The 16,260-nt window shown below is 60.7% G+C and carries 14 protein-coding genes; 3 read left to right on the top strand and 11 right to left on the bottom strand.

From position 1 onward, the window contains the following. Positions 1–42: 42 nt before the first annotated feature. On the bottom strand, positions 43–1,047 hold the full coding sequence (locus tag RCO24_RS14145) for a glycosyltransferase family 2 protein (protein ID WP_308962981.1): 1,005 nt from the start codon (positions 1,045–1,047) through the stop codon (positions 43–45). 207 nt (positions 1,048–1,254) lie between these two features. After that, positions 1,255–1,833 (bottom strand): hypothetical protein, encoded by a 579-nt coding sequence (locus RCO24_RS14140; RefSeq protein ID WP_308962979.1) that lies wholly within the window; start codon positions 1,831–1,833, stop codon positions 1,255–1,257. A gap of 503 nt (positions 1,834–2,336) precedes the next feature. Here RCO24_RS14140 and RCO24_RS14135 point away from each other — a divergent pair. Then, complete coding sequence (locus tag RCO24_RS14135; protein WP_308962977.1) at positions 2,337–3,332, top strand: glycosyltransferase; 996 nt, start codon at positions 2,337–2,339, stop codon at positions 3,330–3,332. 1 nt (position 3,333) lies between these two features. Here RCO24_RS14135 and RCO24_RS14130 read toward each other — a convergent pair whose 3' ends face one another. From RCO24_RS14130 to RCO24_RS14120, 3 genes are all read right to left on the bottom strand, one after another. Further along, complete coding sequence (locus RCO24_RS14130) at positions 3,334–4,305, bottom strand: GDP-mannose 4,6-dehydratase (protein ID WP_308962975.1); 972 nt, start codon at positions 4,303–4,305, stop codon at positions 3,334–3,336. 14 nt (positions 4,306–4,319) lie between these two features. Continuing rightward, positions 4,320–5,309: a GDP-mannose 4,6-dehydratase gene (gene gmd / locus RCO24_RS14125; RefSeq protein ID WP_308962974.1), complete on the bottom strand. Its 990-nt coding sequence runs from the start codon at positions 5,307–5,309 to the stop codon at positions 4,320–4,322. Between the two features lie 279 nt (positions 5,310–5,588). Next, on the bottom strand, positions 5,589–6,719 hold the full coding sequence (locus RCO24_RS14120) for a glycosyltransferase family 4 protein (protein WP_308962973.1): 1,131 nt from the start codon (positions 6,717–6,719) through the stop codon (positions 5,589–5,591). Between the two features lie 228 nt (positions 6,720–6,947). On the opposite strand from RCO24_RS14120, the gene RCO24_RS14115 reads away from it, so the two are divergent. Further along, on the top strand, positions 6,948–8,090 hold the full coding sequence (locus tag RCO24_RS14115) for a glycosyltransferase family 4 protein (protein WP_308962971.1): 1,143 nt from the start codon (positions 6,948–6,950) through the stop codon (positions 8,088–8,090). A gap of 119 nt (positions 8,091–8,209) precedes the next feature. Next, positions 8,210–9,364, top strand: coding sequence for a glycosyltransferase (locus RCO24_RS14110; RefSeq protein WP_308962969.1), 1,155 nt, complete (start codon positions 8,210–8,212; stop codon positions 9,362–9,364). A 29-nt stretch (positions 9,365–9,393) separates the two neighbouring features. On the opposite strand, the gene RCO24_RS14105 is transcribed toward RCO24_RS14110, so the two are convergent. The 6 genes from RCO24_RS14105 to RCO24_RS14080 all read right to left on the bottom strand — a co-directional run bounded on the left by RCO24_RS14105 (position 9,394) and on the right by RCO24_RS14080 (position 16,236). Continuing rightward, positions 9,394–10,341, bottom strand: coding sequence for a class I SAM-dependent methyltransferase (locus tag RCO24_RS14105; protein WP_308962968.1), 948 nt, complete (start codon positions 10,339–10,341; stop codon positions 9,394–9,396). A gap of 142 nt (positions 10,342–10,483) precedes the next feature. Next, a complete protein-coding gene (locus RCO24_RS14100; protein WP_308962966.1) occupies positions 10,484–11,632 on the bottom strand; it encodes a glycosyltransferase family 4 protein in 1,149 nt (382 codons plus the stop codon). Between the two features lie 13 nt (positions 11,633–11,645). Beyond that, entirely contained in the window at positions 11,646–13,625 is a 1,980-nt protein-coding gene (gene asnB / locus RCO24_RS14095) for an asparagine synthase (glutamine-hydrolyzing) (protein WP_308962965.1), read from the bottom strand. A gap of 37 nt (positions 13,626–13,662) precedes the next feature. Next, entirely contained in the window at positions 13,663–14,706 is a 1,044-nt protein-coding gene (locus RCO24_RS14090; RefSeq protein ID WP_308962964.1) for an NAD-dependent epimerase, read from the bottom strand. Between the two features lie 125 nt (positions 14,707–14,831). Then, positions 14,832–15,563, bottom strand: a complete 732-nt coding sequence (locus RCO24_RS14085) for a hypothetical protein (protein ID WP_308962963.1) — start codon at positions 15,561–15,563, stop codon at positions 14,832–14,834. A 25-nt stretch (positions 15,564–15,588) separates the two neighbouring features. Next, complete coding sequence (locus tag RCO24_RS14080; protein WP_308962962.1) at positions 15,589–16,236, bottom strand: class I SAM-dependent methyltransferase; 648 nt, start codon at positions 16,234–16,236, stop codon at positions 15,589–15,591. Positions 16,237–16,260 lie beyond the last annotated feature (24 nt).

Raw genomic sequence — 16,260 nt, 5'->3', positions numbered from 1 at the left:
CGTCCCTAAAGCGGCCTTTGTCATCCGAAACCCGGGCTTGGGTCATTCTGCGATAGCTTTGGTCGTGGATCTCTCCGACACGTCTGCCACGACCAGATCTCCCACGTCCCGCGGGGTGGACAGGCGGATCAACAGTTCGGCGATCACGCCGAGAGAGATCATCTGCACCGAAAAGACCATCAGAAGAATGCCGGCGAAGAACAGCGGCCTGTGTCCGATGGACTGTCCCATGAGCCAGAGCACGCCGAGATATCCCAGGACGAGACTGCCCAGGAGTCCGAAGCCCACGCCGAGACCGCCGAACAGATGTCCGGGCCGCTGCAGATAGCGGGTCGTCGCCAGGATCGTGATGAGGTCGAGAAAGCCGCGGACGTAGCGCTCCAGGCCGTACTTCGTCACCCCGTGCCGGCGCGGGTGGTGCTCCACTTCGATCTCGCCGATCCGGAAGCCGGCATCGTTTGCCAAGGCCGGGATGTAGCGATGCAACTCTCCGTAGAGCTTGAGCTGCTCGATGACCTCGCGCCGATAAGCCTTGAAGCCGCAGTTGAAGTCGTGGAGCGGCACTCCGGTTATCCAGGCGGTGGCACGATTGAACAGCAGCGACGGCAGCGTCTTGGAGAGCGGGTCGTTGCGTTTTCGTTTCCAGCCGGAGACCAGATCGAGCCCTCCGTCGAGGGCTTCGAGAAAGCGAGGGATCTCTTTCGGATCGTCCTGCAGGTCGGCGTCCATGGTGAAGATCACGTCGCCATGGGCGACCTTGAAGCCTGCTGCCAGCGCGATGGACTTGCCGAAATTGCGCCTCAGCTTCAGCGCTCGAACTTGTCCGGGATGCTGCAGAACGAGGTCCTGCATCACCTTCCAGCTTTTGTCCTTGCTGCCATCGTCGACGAAAACGATCTCCGCGCTTTTAGCGTGGCCGCTGACAGCTTCGAAAATTCCCTCGGCAAGACGCGCGAGCGTATCTTGTTCGTCTTTGACTGGAATGACGACGGTGACGCTGGGCTTGTTGTTGGCGTCTCGACTCAAATCGGCACTGAGATTGGTCACGGTAAAAACTCTTCCCCCACGACAGTTCGGCAATTTGCCGTCTCAGAACATTCGCGCAATGGAACCGTGTTCCAATAGCTTAATGGCTCAGCTCCTCCCGTTATGCAAGAAGTAAGGCCGCTGAGGGATACGCCTTCTATTCGGGAAATCTTCGTTGCGAGTCTGCGCACTCCGCTGTCGCGTCCTGAAGCGTGCGAACATTTGTCGTCAATGAGCGAGCGTCAGGCTGGTAAGCCCGATTCCGAGTTGACGGGTGTCCCGGCTCTTTCCGCCCTCACTTGGCGAAGCCAATCGCTGCGCAGTGAACTTTATTTCCAGGTTTCGCACGGTGTTCACGAGAGATTTCGGGATGGTAGCGGTCTGCGTCGAAGTCTTGGTCCCCAAACGCCAGGTCGCGATCTGGGTGCCGTTTGCTTCGACTTTGATCTCTTGCGCGGTGAAAGCGAAAATTTGCGCGGATACACGTGTGTCGGAGTAGGTCTCTCCAACCGGGATCGACAGCTCCGACACGAGCGCGTTGGACCACACGCCCCAGGTCTCGGGCGGGAACCAGCCCTGCTTGAGCTTCTTTTTGTCGACATAAGGGGTGGCGAACTGGTGCGCACTTTCTTCGCTGAACTGCTCGATGACGAGAGGGCCGGAGGCTGGCGCCTTGGTCAAGCTCTTGCTCAGGTAAGATTGTGCGATCCAGGATCCCGACACGAGCCCGGCTGTCCCAAGCGCGAGAAGCAGCAGCGTGTCACCTGTTCGCCGCTTCCGTGCGCGGCTGTCGCGGGAAAGGGGCATGGAGCGACTCGGCACGTTATTTGGACATTCGATCGTCAGTCGCTATCGGCCAAGCCGGATCAGCGAAAAACGAGCCTCTCTGCGTTAGAATATCGTCCTGGGCCATTTGGAACTTATAGGCACATCCTGGAAGTCGTTTGGTGGATTGAATGCAACACGTTGCCGCGATATCGAAGCATCTGTAAACGTGTCGCGTATCGATTGGTTGTGGTCCAGCATGGAATGGACGAAGCCCTGGAAGACAAGGCAGCCCGGTGCTGAGGCGATTTCTACACCGTCAAATCTGGCAAAGATTGCCTGCCGGTGCGCGCAGCGCGATGCTTCAGGGGGCGGCGGCCAGGCTTGCGCCAAGAGCGGCGTTGGGGAGAAGCGGTTCTGAGCCGCTGATCGTTGTTGGCGTCCTGACGTCTTCGACGGGGCTGGGGGAGTCAGCTCGGCTTTGCTACCAAGCCCTCGAACGCGCCGGCCTCGAGGTCTATGCGGTCGATCTCTCAGAAACTCTGATGCAAGCGAGGAACGTCGACTTTCCGTTTCGAGACGGGAGCACGATGGTCGGCAGCGGCACGATCATCGCACACGTCAATAGTCCCATTCTGCCTGTCGCCTTGCTGAAGCTCGGCCGCACATTGCTCGAGGCCAAGAGAATAGTCGGCGTTTGGCATTGGGAGCTGCCGCGGGTACCGGCTACGTGGTCGGGCGGTGTACCGTTTGTCGACGAGATCTGGGTGTCCAGCCATTTCACGCAAGCCGCGATCTCATCGATTGCGGCAGGAAAGCCCGTAAAGGTCTTGCCCCATCCGGTCGCGGCTCATGCGGGCGGAATCGCAAAGGACTGGGAAAAGGGTGAGCGTTCGGATTGCTTTACTGTCTTGTCGATGTTCGATACGGGGTCGAGTTTCGCCAGGAAGAACCCGCTTGCCGCGATAGCCGCCTTCCGCAGAGCCTTCGGAAACGACCGGTCTGCGCGCCTCATCGTTAAAACTCAGAATACCTCATTGTATCCGGCTGGGCTGCGCCGCCTTGAGGAAGCTGTTGCCGATGCGGACAACATCGAGCTGATCACGCAGAGCATGTCGAGAGAGGAAGTTGCGAGCCTCTACGCGCAATCCGACGTGCTTCTTTCTCTTCATCGCGCGGAAGGCTTTGGTCTGCCCATTGCCGAGTCCATGCTGGCCGGCCTGCCGGTCGTCGCGACGAATTGGTCTGCAAATACGGATTTCCTGACGCGCGATCATGGCTTCCCGATCGACTATCATCTCGTCCCCGCGCGCGATGAGCAGAGAACGTACCACGATCCGGCCGCGAGCTGGGCCGAGGCCGATGTCGAGCAGGCGGCGGCGGCGCTTGTCAGGTTGCGCTCCGAGGAGGGGCTAGGTCGGCGCCTCGGTGCTTGCGGCCGGCAGTTTGCGCTCGAGGCCTGGAGCGCCGAGCGCTATGCCCGTTCGGTCCGGGAAATGATCGAACAACGGCCGGAGACACGAGACAGCGTCGTGCAATAGGTCAAGCGCGACCACCGGCTGCTTCGCGCACTCGGTTGCGCGCGTCGTTCAGAATGTCCGTGAGTGTCGTTTCGAATTCCCATTTGGGCGACCACCCGAGGATCTGACGCGCACGAGCCGCGTCGCCGATGTAGCGCGGAATGTCGCTCGGCCGCATTCGCGCGGCGTCTTGCTCCACCGCGATCTGAACGCCGCTCAGCTTGACCAAGCGATGAAGGATGTCGCGAATTCGGACGGGGCGTCCTGAAGCAATGTTGAGAACTGCACCCGCTTCGAGCTCTCCCGACTTCTTGATCGCGAGCGCGTACGCGGCCGCGATGTCGCGCACATCCAGAAAATCGCGCTCGGCGTCGAGATTCCCAACGCGCATCACGGGCTCTTGCAGGCCGGCCTCGATGCGCGCGACCTGCATCGCGAAGCTCGAAACAACGAAGTCTTCGCTCTGGCCAGGCCCGATGTGATTGAAGGGGCGGAGGCGAATGCAGCGCAAGCCCTCGGCCGCGAGCGCCCCGAGTGCCAGATCCGCGGACGCCTTGGTTGCGCTGTAAGTGTTGTTCGGGGCCAGTAGGACCGTCTCGTCCAAAGCAAGGCCGGGCAAAGCGCTCGCGCCGTAGACCTGCCCTGTGCTGATATGGTGGAGGACTGATTTCGGAACATGCCTCAGAACGGCTCTCGCAATATGCAGGCTGCCGAAGAGATGGATGTTCCAGGCGAGATCGACGTTGGCAGCGGCCTTTGGAATGGCAGCCAAGCCCGCGAGATGAACGATGTGGTCCGGCTGGACTCGTCGCACGATCTCCTCGACGGCCGCTGCATCGCAGACATCGAGAGCTTCGATTGTTCCGATGCTTGGATGCGGAACGCGATCTTTCGACGTCGCAACGAGATCAAGCCCGCTCCCGAACTGGTCGCGCAAGGCAGCGATCAGATAGGGGCCGACGAAGCCGCCCGCACCGGTGACGAGAACGCGCATGTTGGCTGCCCTGGCTAAAGGTGTTCGTGCCTCTTGAGGCGAACCAGGTCGGCTTCCACCATTTCCGCCACCAGCTGTTCGAGGCTCGTTTCCGGAGACCATCCTAGCGCTTTTTGAGCTTTTTCGGAGTTTCCGTGCAGGACATCGACCTCCGCGGGCCTCATAAATCTCGGATCCACGGAAATGTGGTCCTCGGCGGTCAGCCCCACGTGCGCGAAGGCAAGCTCGCAGAACGTGCGGACCGACGTCGTCCGGCCGGTGGCCACCACGTAGTCGTCAGGTCGCTCCTGCTGCAGCATGAGCCACATGGCCTGAACGTAATCCTTCGCATGGCCCCAGTCCCGCTTGGCGTCCAGATTGCCGAGCATGATGTTCTTCTGCAGGCCGAGCTTGATGCGGGCGACGCCGTCGGTGATCTTGCGCGTGACGAACTCGATGCCGCGCAGCGGGGACTCGTGATTGAACAGGATGCCGCTCGACGCATGGAGCCCAAAGCTTTCGCGGTAGTTGACCGTCATCCAGTGCGCGTAGAGCTTGGCCACGGCATAGGGCGAACGAGGATAGAAAGGGGTCGTTTCCGATTGGATAGGCTCCTGGATGAGGCCATACATCTCGGATGACGAAGCCTGATAGAAGCGCGCTTGTGGACGAGCAATCCGAACCGCTTCGAGCACGTTTGCAGCCCCGAGGCCGGTGACCGATCCGGTCAGAAGAGGCTGCTGCCACGAGGACTTCACGAACGATTGTGCGGCGAGATTGTAGACTTCATCCGGCGCGACATCTTCGACGATGCGAATGAGGCAGGAGAGGTCGACCAGGTTGCCGTCGTGGTAGATGACCTTGTTGGCGATCCCGAGCCACTTGAGGCGGGCATCGATGACATCGGCCGATGCGCTTCGGCGAAGCAGGCCATGGACCTCGTAGCCTTTGTCCACGAGCAGTTTTGAGAGATACGCTCCATCCTGTCCGGTGACGCCCGTGATCAAGGCCTTCTTCGCGGTCATGCAAACCCTCAAGAAAGATGTTTCACTGCGAAGGGCACCCCTTGCCGGATGAAATACCGCCACGTGGCCACTCGTAATTTGCTTTTACTTTCGAACGTTATTGCGTGCAATCAGTTCGCACTTGGAATTTCATCCGCTCGGAGTTTTACGTGAGCGGACGTATAACTTTCGGAGGTTGTCGCCCGGCAGTCTGCTCGGTCTGAAACGAGCCGTTGGTCGTGCCATCGAACACGGGAAATGCGGGGGTGGGTTGAAATGCCGCGATAGTCGAAGAGGGGCCTACGGTGCCGTCGCATGGCGCGCGTGCGCAACGCAGTCCTCCACAAACCGCGCAATCGAACGGTGGCCTTGGGTATCGACGATTGCCGCGCTTATGGCGTTGTAGAGCTGAGGATCGTTCGCAAGCCCCATGATCGCGTCCGCGAGCGCAGGACCGTCAGCGCGCCTCGCAACGATCCCGGTCACGCCATCCAGAACCTGCTCGGGCAATCCGCCCACAGGCGTGCAGATCACCGGCATTCCCGCTCCGAACGCCGTCGCCGCGACACCAGATTGGCTTGCTTCGACGTGGGACAGAACCATGACGTCGTAGCGGGTGAGAACGGAGGCGATGTCGTCATTGGAAAGCCATCTGTTGACGACTTCGGCGCCGAGAGCGCGAAGACGTGGTGCGCTTCCGCCAAGCGGACCCTCTCCGAAAACGCCAAGTTCGACAGAATGTCCGTCGGCGCGAAGCTGCTCGACAGCGTCGATGAGGATCGGAAGCCCCTTGTAGTGCAAAATACGGCCAAGAAACAACAGTTTCACAGGCCGGCCCTCAGGCGCCCGGCGAGCCTGCGAAGCAGCGCCGTAGTGCAGATCGGGATGAAAGAGCGTGAAGATTTTCTTGGCGCTCACACGTTCCATCGCCTCAAGGCGTCCCGCCACGGCGCCGCTGAGCGTAATAATCAAATCCGCATTGTCGAGCGCCCGATCGAGCAGCGTCTTGGCAATGCTGGAGCGATCGCCCGGATGGGCATCGGCATCGTGGATGACGCTGATGTATCTGACGCCGTGGGCCTGGACTGCTGGCATGACGAACGGGGACCAGATATGGGGCATCAGCTCGACGACGGTTCCGATGCGCGCTTCTCGAACCCAGGAAATGAGCTGGCTGCGCACAATGGGGATGCGCCAGCTCTGCGTGAGAGCGCCCAAATCCGAGGAAAAAAGTCGCAGCGGAAGAAGCTCGCTGCCGACATCGCGGATTGCGCGAAAATCCTGGTTGTATTCGGAGACAGAAAGAGCCGCGCGATAGTTGCGGTTCGATAGCGCCTCGCGCCCGACCTCTAGAGCAAAACGGGACAGCGCCCCTCGACGCCCCCAGTACGTGAAAAGCACGCCTTCGCGGGAATTATTCTGCGGAAACAAAAGCTAAAACCCTCAAAAAATTTGACAATCCCAAGCACCGATTGGTGTGTCAATGGACATCTTTTCGCGGGATAGGATCCGGTAATCACGCTTTTCCGTTGGACCACACCGTTTTCAGTCCGGTATTGAGATCCGCCACATCGATTTTTGTGCCGCGCTTCGGCGCCTCGCACCCTCGCTAGACCACATAACCACGTACGAGGACGCCGAACGAACATGGACGGGGGCTTGCGTACATCTGCAACACCTAACGTGATGTGTATGTACTGGGGGCGGCGCGGTGCATTGACGCGCTTCTCGTTGGATTTCGCTCGTGAGGTCCGTGCTCAGCCAGCGTCCAACATCACCATCTCAGTCTCCCGCCAGTGCGACACCTACGATCAATTCAAAGAATTTGGCGCGTCGCTTTTTCCCGTTTCGACATTTCGCTCCGATATGGGCGCCTTCGCCCGAGCGTGGTCTTTGCCGTCGCTCTGCTCTGCCTTGCGAAAGCGGCTGCACGACGACAATACCCGTGCCGTGATCGATCTCATGCCTCACGTCTGGTCGCCCATCGTTGCGCCAGTGGTGAAGGCGGCCGGAGCAGTTTACGTGCCGATCGTGCATGACGCCGATCCCCATCCGGGAGATATCACATCCTTGGCAAAAGGGTGGATGGACAAGTCGATGGATCACGCTGACCTCGTGCTGACGCTGAGCGGCGCGGTTGCGGGTCGGCTTGAAGCCTTGGGGCGCATTTCCAGGCAAAAAATTGTCACGCTTTTCCATCCCGAACTCAGCTATTCCGCCCCCATCTCCCGCGAAGCGCCAACTGGTCGGCCTACACGTCTTCTCTTCATGGGCCGGATCATGGACTACAAGGGATTGCCGCTCTTCTTGGATGCGATGGAGATTCTCAAGAGCAACGGCGTTCCGATAGAGGTCGGCGTATTCGGCGAAGGCAGGCTGGGATCTTGCGCGCCCCGCCTTCATGCGCTCGGCGCCGAGGTTGTGAACCGATGGCTTTCGGACACCGAAATCAGCGAGATTATGAGCCGCTTTGACGTCATGGTGCTGTCGCACGTCGAGGCGAGCCAGTCTGGCGTGGCGGCTGCGGCGCTCGGAGCGGGTATGCCTGTGGTTGCAACCCCGGTCGGGGGGTTGATCGAGCAGATACTAGACGGCCGGACAGGTGTGGTCGCCCTGCGAGCCGATGCTGCCGCATTGTCGGAGGCACTTGAGGATTTGTTGCTCAATCCCGTGCTTTACAACTCGATCTGCGTCAACATCGCCGCCACACGAGAAAGTCGTTCCATGGCGCGCTTTGCGAAAGAGTGCATCGCACATTTACTGAGGTGCTCTGCCGAAACCAGCGCCGCGCCGCGAAATTGACGGCACGCGGTCATTGAATTTGTTGCACTAGTCCTAGAGAAATGCTCCCGATTGGTTTCGGCTGGCGGGTGCGAGTCGATCGATGTGGCAACCGGGTCGTGTGCTGAGCTCCGCGAGTAATGGGATCGTCTGAAGCAAATCGTCCACTTAAAATCCTCCACGTGATAACGGGCTTGTCGCGCGGCGGGGCCGAGACGATGTTGCACAAGCTGATTACCGAGCTCAGCAAGGACGGCACGTCCCGCCATTCCATCATAGCCCTGAGCGGCAAGAATGCGTTTGATTTCGCGAGACTCGGTGTGCCGGTAACGCTTGCGAACCTGACGGGCTCTCTAAGCATGCCACTCGCGATCCAGCGGTTGCAGCGCCTCGCGAGTGCCGAACGTCCCGATGTCGTTCACGGCTGGATGTATCACGCCAATGTCGTCGCCTGTCTGATCGCACCGAAGGCAACGCCACTCATCGCGGGTATCCGCTGCACCCTCGCCGCGAAGCAGGAAAAAATATTCACACGTGCCTCGATCTGGCTCGGCCCTACGTTGATCAAGGCGAGAAACGGCCGCGTCGTTTACTGCTCGGAGCAAAGCCGCCAGCAGCATGAGGCCGTGAGCTATCCGGCCGACGACGCGCTTGTCATCCCCAATGGCTTCGACTGTGAGCGATTCAAGCCCGAGTCCGAAGCGCGTGATCGACTATTGGCGGAGCTTGGGCTCGATCCTGAGATGCGTCTTGTGGGCCATGCGGCGCGCTATCATGTGATGAAGAACCATGCGAGCCTGATCCGCGCATTTGCAGATGTGGCGTCCGGAGACGAGCGTGCGCACCTGATCCTCGCGGGACGGGAAATCACCCCTGCAAATAGTGGCCTGTCCAAGCTCATCGAGGAGGCAGGTCTCGCCGGCAAGGTTCACCTTTTGGGCGAGCGTACCGATATGTATCGGCTCTTGCCCGCACTCGATGTCTACGTCTCTTCTTCTGCATGGGGAGAGGCCTTTCCGAATGTTCTGGGCGAGGCCATGGCGTGCGGGGTTCCGTGCGTTGCGACCGACGTTGGAGAATCCGCCGCCATCGTGGCTGATACCGGCCGCATCGTTGCGCCGAAAGACGACGCGGCTCTTGCGCAGGCCCTGCGCGAAATGCTGCGGCTCTCACCAAATGAGAGAACGGCGCTCGGAAACCGCGCGCGCGAGCGCATCGTCCAGAATTTCAGCTTGGCGCACATCGCCGCGACCTATGCGAACCTCTACCGGTCGCTCGCGCGCGCGGCCTCGTAAGCGCGACGGATTAGGAACGCAAATACGCTCTAGTCCGGCTTCCGAAGCAACAGCCCGAACGTTGCCACCTTGAGCTCGTCGTCCGGCAATGCGTTGAACGGAGCAGCGAGAGCCCGCTTTGGCGTCGGCAGCTCTGGCCAGGCCGTGATCTGCGTAACGGCGAAATTGAAACCAGCCTTCTTCGCGATATCCAGGATTTCACTGAACCTCAGCCGGTTCGTATAGAAGCCCGAGTTCGACATCAGGCGACCTTCCCACACGCGCTCACTGAAGCGGAGATTGTTCAGCGCGCCGCCAAGATGGTCCATCAAGTCGATCTGATGGTGCGCGATGGCGCCCGGCGTCATGATCCGGAACGTTTCCTCGATCAGATCCTGAAACTCGGAGCGCGCCACGTGCTCGAGAACGGCGTTCGAGAAGAGAATGTCGATTGAGGTATCTGGGATGTCCTTGAGGGCCCGGGTTCCGATCGTGCGGTAGGAGCTATCGACGCTTTTCAGCAAGGCGTCACGGCTTGACGTGTCGACATTCGACGGTGGTGTATGGCCAGTGTCGCGCAAGGCGTCGAGCAAGCGCGTATAGACCTGCATGTCGCGTGATGCGAAATCCCCGACGTCCACGAGATAGGATGTGTGAAAGCCCATCGACTTCGCGACAAGCGCCATGCCGACGCTGTCGCCGGGGCCAAGCTCGAGGATGGCGCGCGGCGTGTTACGCCCATGCGCGCGATGATGAGCGATCACCCGCTCGACCTGCCGAATCTGCCGATGAGCATCGCGATCCATCGCGCCGTGCCGGAACAGGCCGAGCCGCTGGCGCACCTGATAGCTGGGCATGACGCGCGAAAGCACGACCTTCGCCGCGATTTTCGCCCACCACGGCATAGGCACGCCACGTTTGGTGTTGGACGTGATCACGTGCTGAGCGGTTTGCACGTCTTGCAGCGGAGGTTCCGCGACAATGGAAGCGATCGGCATGTCCGTATCCCTCGTTGCTGAGTGGTGCGGAAAAGTCATGCATCAGGGGCGTTGCACACGTGTGCGTCAGCATGAATACTACATCAGGCACGATCAGAAAACGCCGGCCGAAACCCCGGCCTGCAGGCAACTGTGGGTGTGATCAGCCGGGCGGCAGGATTTCGTCGTACACGGCGAGTGTTTGCCGGACGATTTCCTCGAGTGAAAATCCGTTGCGCACGAGGTGCCGGCCCTGTTCGCCATATCGGCGTGTCGTTTCCGGGCTGGTGATGACGTCCCGCAGGGCATGCGTTAGCGCATCCACGTCGCGTGGCGGTACCAGCCAGCCGTTGACGTCGTGTTTGACGATATCGCGGCATCCGGGCGTATCGGTCGTCACGATGGCGCGCCCGCTGGCGGCCGCTTCAATGAGGGACTTGGGCACGCCTTCGCCGTAGTAGGTGGGAAGACAAACGGCTGTTGCGGCTTCGAGCACGGCCGGCATGTCGGCGCGCCAACCCCAATGCTCGACCACGCCGCTTTCGGCTAGGTTCCTGATCTCGTTTTCCGTAAGCGAGGCGGGATTGGAAGGGTCCGGCGCCCCGACGAGGACGAAGCGCGCGCGAAGCCCGTCCTGCTTCAGCCGACGCGCGGCTTCCACGAACTCCATTACGCCTTTGGGGCGAATGAGACGCGCCGGCAGCACGATCGTCGGGACGCCTTCCGGCGGTGGCGCCTGCGAATAGAGGTTCACGTCCACGCCAGAGCCCGGAATGAGGCGCACGGTACCGGGCGCAGCGATCCGGTTGTCGGTCAAAAAAGCAAGGTCGTCTGCGTTTTGAACGATGGTCCGTGCGCCGGATCGGCCAAGCGCGCTTTTCATGAGCCGTTGAACCGCTGGCCGCAAAAAGCGCGCTTTGGCCGAGTTCGAGCTGAACACGAAGCCTAGCCCCATGATGGCATTCACGACCGCCTTCGTCCCGGCAAGGCGGGCCGCGATCGCCCCATACAAGACGGGCTTTAGCGCCACGTGATGCACGATATCCGGAGCCTCGCGCCGATAGAGCGCCACGAGCTGTGAGATCGTCTTGCCTTCGCTCAACGGCGAAAGGCTCGCGCGCTCGAAGTCGAGTGGGATGAGCCGCAGACCGGCGTCGCGGATTTTGGCGCCTGATTCCCGGACGCGCGTCGCCACCACAACGTCGTAGCCCCGCTCGCGCGCTGCGATGGCCAGCGGCAGCCGGTGCGAGACGAAGTACCAATCTTCCGTGACGAGATACAAAAGCTTCGGCGGCTTGCCTGTCTGACTCATCGAATGGCTCGCCTCAGGCAACATGATCGCGATCGGCGGAGACGCGTTGCACCCGCGCTCCCCCGGTTTCGTCGAGCCAGGCATTGAGCATGAGGACGTTCCAGAGCGCGTATTGCGCATTCTTTCGTCCAGAAAGGTGGTCGCTCCAAAGACGCCGGACGAGCGCAGCGTCGAGCAGGCCGTCATTTTCGAGCCGCGCCTCGCTCAGAAGCCCCTCCGCCCAATCCCGAAGCTCGCCGCGGAGCCAAGTTCCGATTGGCACGGCGAAGCCGCTCTTCGGGCGTTCGATCAAGTCACGCGGCACATATTTGGCAAGTAGATGCCGGAGCGGCCATTTGGATTTTCCGCCACGAGAAAGATAGCTGTCGGGCAGGCTCCAGGAAAATTCGACAAGTCGATGGTCCAGCATCGGCACGCGCGTCTCAAGGCTGACCGCCATGGCGGCGCGATCGACTTTGGCGAGCACGTCGTCCGGAAGATAGCCGGTAAGATCCTGGAACATCATGTTGCGAATGGTGTCGGCCGAGCCAAGTGCGCTTGCGCGCGGGAGGTCGTGCGTGTGAGGCACCGGGCGACCGCAGTCGGGCCACCGCGTGGTAAGCGCGCGATAGAGCGTGTCGTCGTCCGCAGCCCCCGCGATGGAAGCGGCTTTGTGAAGCTGCTCGCCGAAACGAGGAGGCCGCTTGGTCTTTGGCAGCAAGGCGAAAAGCGGGTTCATCGCTTTGTCCCATGCGGCGGGAGAGACGTGTGTAATGGTAGAAGCAATGCCGCGACGTGCGGCACCTGGAAGGCGCTTGAGCGCGGGCCAGTAGCGACGCGCGAATGCGTGGCGGGAATATCCGCCGAACAGTTCGTCGCCGCCGTCCCCCGACAGAGAAACCGTCACTTGCTGCCGCGCGAGCTTCGAGAGCAGAAACGTCGGAATCTGGGAAGCATCCGCAAACGGCTCGCAGTAGATCTCCGGCAATTTGGGAATCACGGCGAGCGCATCCGTTTCCGAAACGTAGAGCTCAGTGTGCTCCGTCCCAAGGTGTCTGGCGACAGCTTTGGCATGTTGCGCCTCGTCATAGCCCTCGACATGAAATCCGATCGAGAACGTGCGCACCGGCCGCGCGCTCTGGGATTGCATGAGTGCGACCACAGTTGAGGAATCGATGCCCCCCGAAAGAAACGCACCGAGCGGCACATCCGCAATAATTTGCCCCGCTATAGAGGATTTAAGCAAAGCTTCGGTGCGGTCCACGGCCTCATCGGCCGTGCCAGCGAACGGATGGGCGAGCCCTGCCGACGCAACGGATCGCGCGTCCCAATAGGTCTCTGTCGTCTCCGCGTCCGTTGCCAAATCGAGAGTGAGGAACGTGCCGGGCCGAAGCTTCCGGATGCCCAGATAGATGGAGTGCGGCGCCGGGACATTTCCGGTGTCCATGAACATCGCAACAGCATCGCGGTCGAGCTCGCCAATCCACTCCGGATGCTGTGCAAGCGCCTTCAGCTCAGATCCGAAAACGAACGATCCTCCCACGCGCCCATGGTATAGCGGTTTCTCGCCAAGCCGGTCGCGAGCGAGATAGAGGTGCCGCTTCTCGCGATCGAACAACGCGAGCGCGAACATCCCGACAGCGCACTCGAGCGCCACGCGAAGCCCCCAAGCCGCCGCCGCTTCGAGCAGCACCTCGGTATCGGAGGTGCCGCGCCAAGCGATAGTGCGCCCCTCTTGTTCGAGGCGCGCCCTCATCTCGCGATGATTATAGATCTCGCCGTTGAAGACAATGACGAAGCGCCCAGACGCCGACGGCATCGGCTGATGCCCGGCGGGCGAGAGGTCCACGATCGAAAGACGCCGATGCGCGAGGGCAATCTCAGCATTCGTATCGATCCACGTGCCCGAGTCGTCTGGCCCCCGGTGGCGGATCGCGTCCGCCATCACGCGCGCTATTCTCCCCGGCTCATGCGCCAGGGCTTTGAAGCCTGCAAATCCTGCCAGGCCACACATGCGCTTTGGTCATCCCCTCTGTCGTCGTGAAATTCGTCTAGACGCGATAGTAGTCTCTATACCACGCCACGAATTTGCGTACGCCGTCTTCCAAGGGCGTATCGGGCCTGAAGCCGACGTCGCGAGCGAGGTCGTCCACGTCGGCATAGGTCTCCGGAACGTCTCCCGGCTGCATCGGAAGCAGGACTTTTTGCGCTTCGCGGCCAATCGCGCGTTCGAGGCAGCTTATCAAGTCCCAAAGCTCGACCGGACTGTGATTTCCGATGTTGTAAAGCCGGTAGGGTGCGCGACTGGTGCCGGGATCCGGGTGCGCTCCGTCCCAGGCCGGGTTCGGGCTCGCGACCGTATCGCTGGTGCGGATCACGGCTTCGACGATGTCGTCGATGTAAGTGAAGTCGCGTCTCATATCGCCGTTGTTGAACACCTCGATCGGTCGACCTTCGAGGATCGCCTTTGTGAACAGAAAAAGCGCCATGTCCGGCCGACCCCACGGGCCATACACGGTGAAGAAGCGCAATCCGGTCGTCGGCAATCCATAGAGGTGGCTGTAGCAATGCGCCATCAGCTCGTTGGCCTTTTTCGAAGCGGCATAGAGGCTGACCGGATGATCCACGTTCTGGTGCACCGAGAACGGCATGCTTGTGTTCGCGCCATAGACCGAACTCGATGATGCATAGGTCAGGTGGCGGACCGCGCCTTGCCGGCATCCCTCGAGGATGTTCGAGAAGCCGACGATGTTGGCATCCACATAAGCCTGCGGGTTAATCAGCGAATAGCGCACACCCGCTTGCGCCGCGAGATGAATGACGTATTCCGGCTTGAGGCGCGCAAACAATTCGGCTGTTGCTGCACGGTCCGACACGTCAAGCTTTTCGAAGCTGAACCCGTTGCGCCCTTCGAGCAGGGCGAGCCGCGCCTCTTTCAAAGCGGGATCATAGTAGTCGTTGAGATTGTCGATGCCGTGCACGATCCGCCCGCGATCGAGAAGCGCACGCGCCACATGAAACCCGATGAAACCCGCTACACCCGTCAGGAGGACGGGGCCGGATCCCGGCGGGATGGAGTGTGGCAGGGTGGTCATATCTTTGTCTCGCGGAGAGTAGCCGTCGCGGTCGCCAAGGGAGGCACCGGCTGCGCTCATGTAGGATAATTGGGGGCTGGAGGCGCCGGTCGGCGTCGCACTGTGTTTCGATGCAAGGGTTGGTCTCAGTCGACTACATTACCCACGACTTGCCGGAAATTGAAATCCGGAATGGGTGTGTAAGGGGGATAGAAGTACCCATGGCGAGAGTAGAGCCCGCGAATTTGTATGAACGCCCCCCTGAAAATGCCGTTGATAGGGGCGCTACTTTCGCTGGCCCAGCCTCGAAGTCCGGAGGACTGGATATCATCGATAGAAACCGCGTCGCGCGTTTGGTCGAGACCTATCCATCGCGCATTGGAATCGACGACCATCCAGCCCTTGCGCGTCAGCGCCTCCGAGACGGCGTGCGAGGCGACCTGGGGCGTGAAAAGCGCCTGGAGGGGCGATGTGTCCGCCGTCGAATAGATCGCGACGTGCCGCGTCTCGAAGCCGAGCCAGGACAGGATTTTCTCGATAGCGCGGCTCCGATCATAGCAAAGCCCATACTTGCGCTCGAAAATGTCCCTTGGTTCCCGTTCAGTCTTGAACGGGAGCCCCTTGTTGTCGGGAGCCGCAGTTAGCACTGCATCCTGCACCGCTTTGATGGTTCGGACCTCGGACTCGAAATCGGCCGGCCCTGCCACTTTCAGCGCCGCGTGATCGTAGCCCGCTTGTGCCAGAATGTGCTTTGCGTAGATCTCGTCTTCGTCCGTGACCTCGGTCGAGACGTCGTGCGCCCACAATGTCAGGGCAATGGCGCCGAGGAAGAGCAACACCACGCCTTTGCGAGAAGCGATCATCGACAGAATACGCATGTCCGTCTCCCGAAAAGCAAAACGGTCACGGGTCGTTGTCTACGTCCGGCTTCCTTAGGGCGATGTCGTAAAGGCCATATGCGTCGAGCGCAAGGAAGGCAATTGGCCAGCGGCGTTCGTGCATGAAATCCATGGCGGCGCGCTTCACGCCATAGCGGCCGAGATAGGGGTCAATATGGGCGAAATCGTTGAAAACCATGTATCCGCCTGGCCGGATCTTGTCCGCCGAAATATGGGCATCTCTCAGGCAGCCCTCGTAAGAATGATCGGCGTCGATATAGATCCAATCGAAATAGGAGTTCGGAAACGACGCGATCACGTCGTGAGTAAACCCGACGTGGCGGCTAACCTGCGGCGCCGGCAGCCCGGTTTCGTCGAATTCTGTATAGTCGATGTCGACGAGATGCAGCTCGGCCGGTTCGGTACGCGAAAAAATACAGCGGGCAAAGTCCCCTCTGAGCGTGCCGAGCTCTGCAACCTTACCTCGCTTCGGCATGAGGTCCAGAAGATGCAGGCGTGACGGGCTGAGGCGGGCGCCATCTACCAGCTCTGGAGGAAGTGGCTGGGCGACTTCCACGTGCTTCAAGGAGCGCGCGATCCTGTAAGCCGTTCTGACCGGCTGCGGCATAAGCTTGCGCACCCGCATCTCCAGCCATTTTAGCGTTTTCGGCACGGGCTTTCCTGGGGCGCAGCGCCA

It is taken from the genome of Hyphomicrobium sp. LHD-15, assembly GCF_031157355.1.
Classification (GTDB): Bacteria; Pseudomonadota; Alphaproteobacteria; order Rhizobiales; family Hyphomicrobiaceae; genus Hyphomicrobium_C.
The sequence above is the reverse complement of the archived record's forward strand: the minus strand, read 5'-3'. Positions and strand labels throughout refer to the sequence as shown.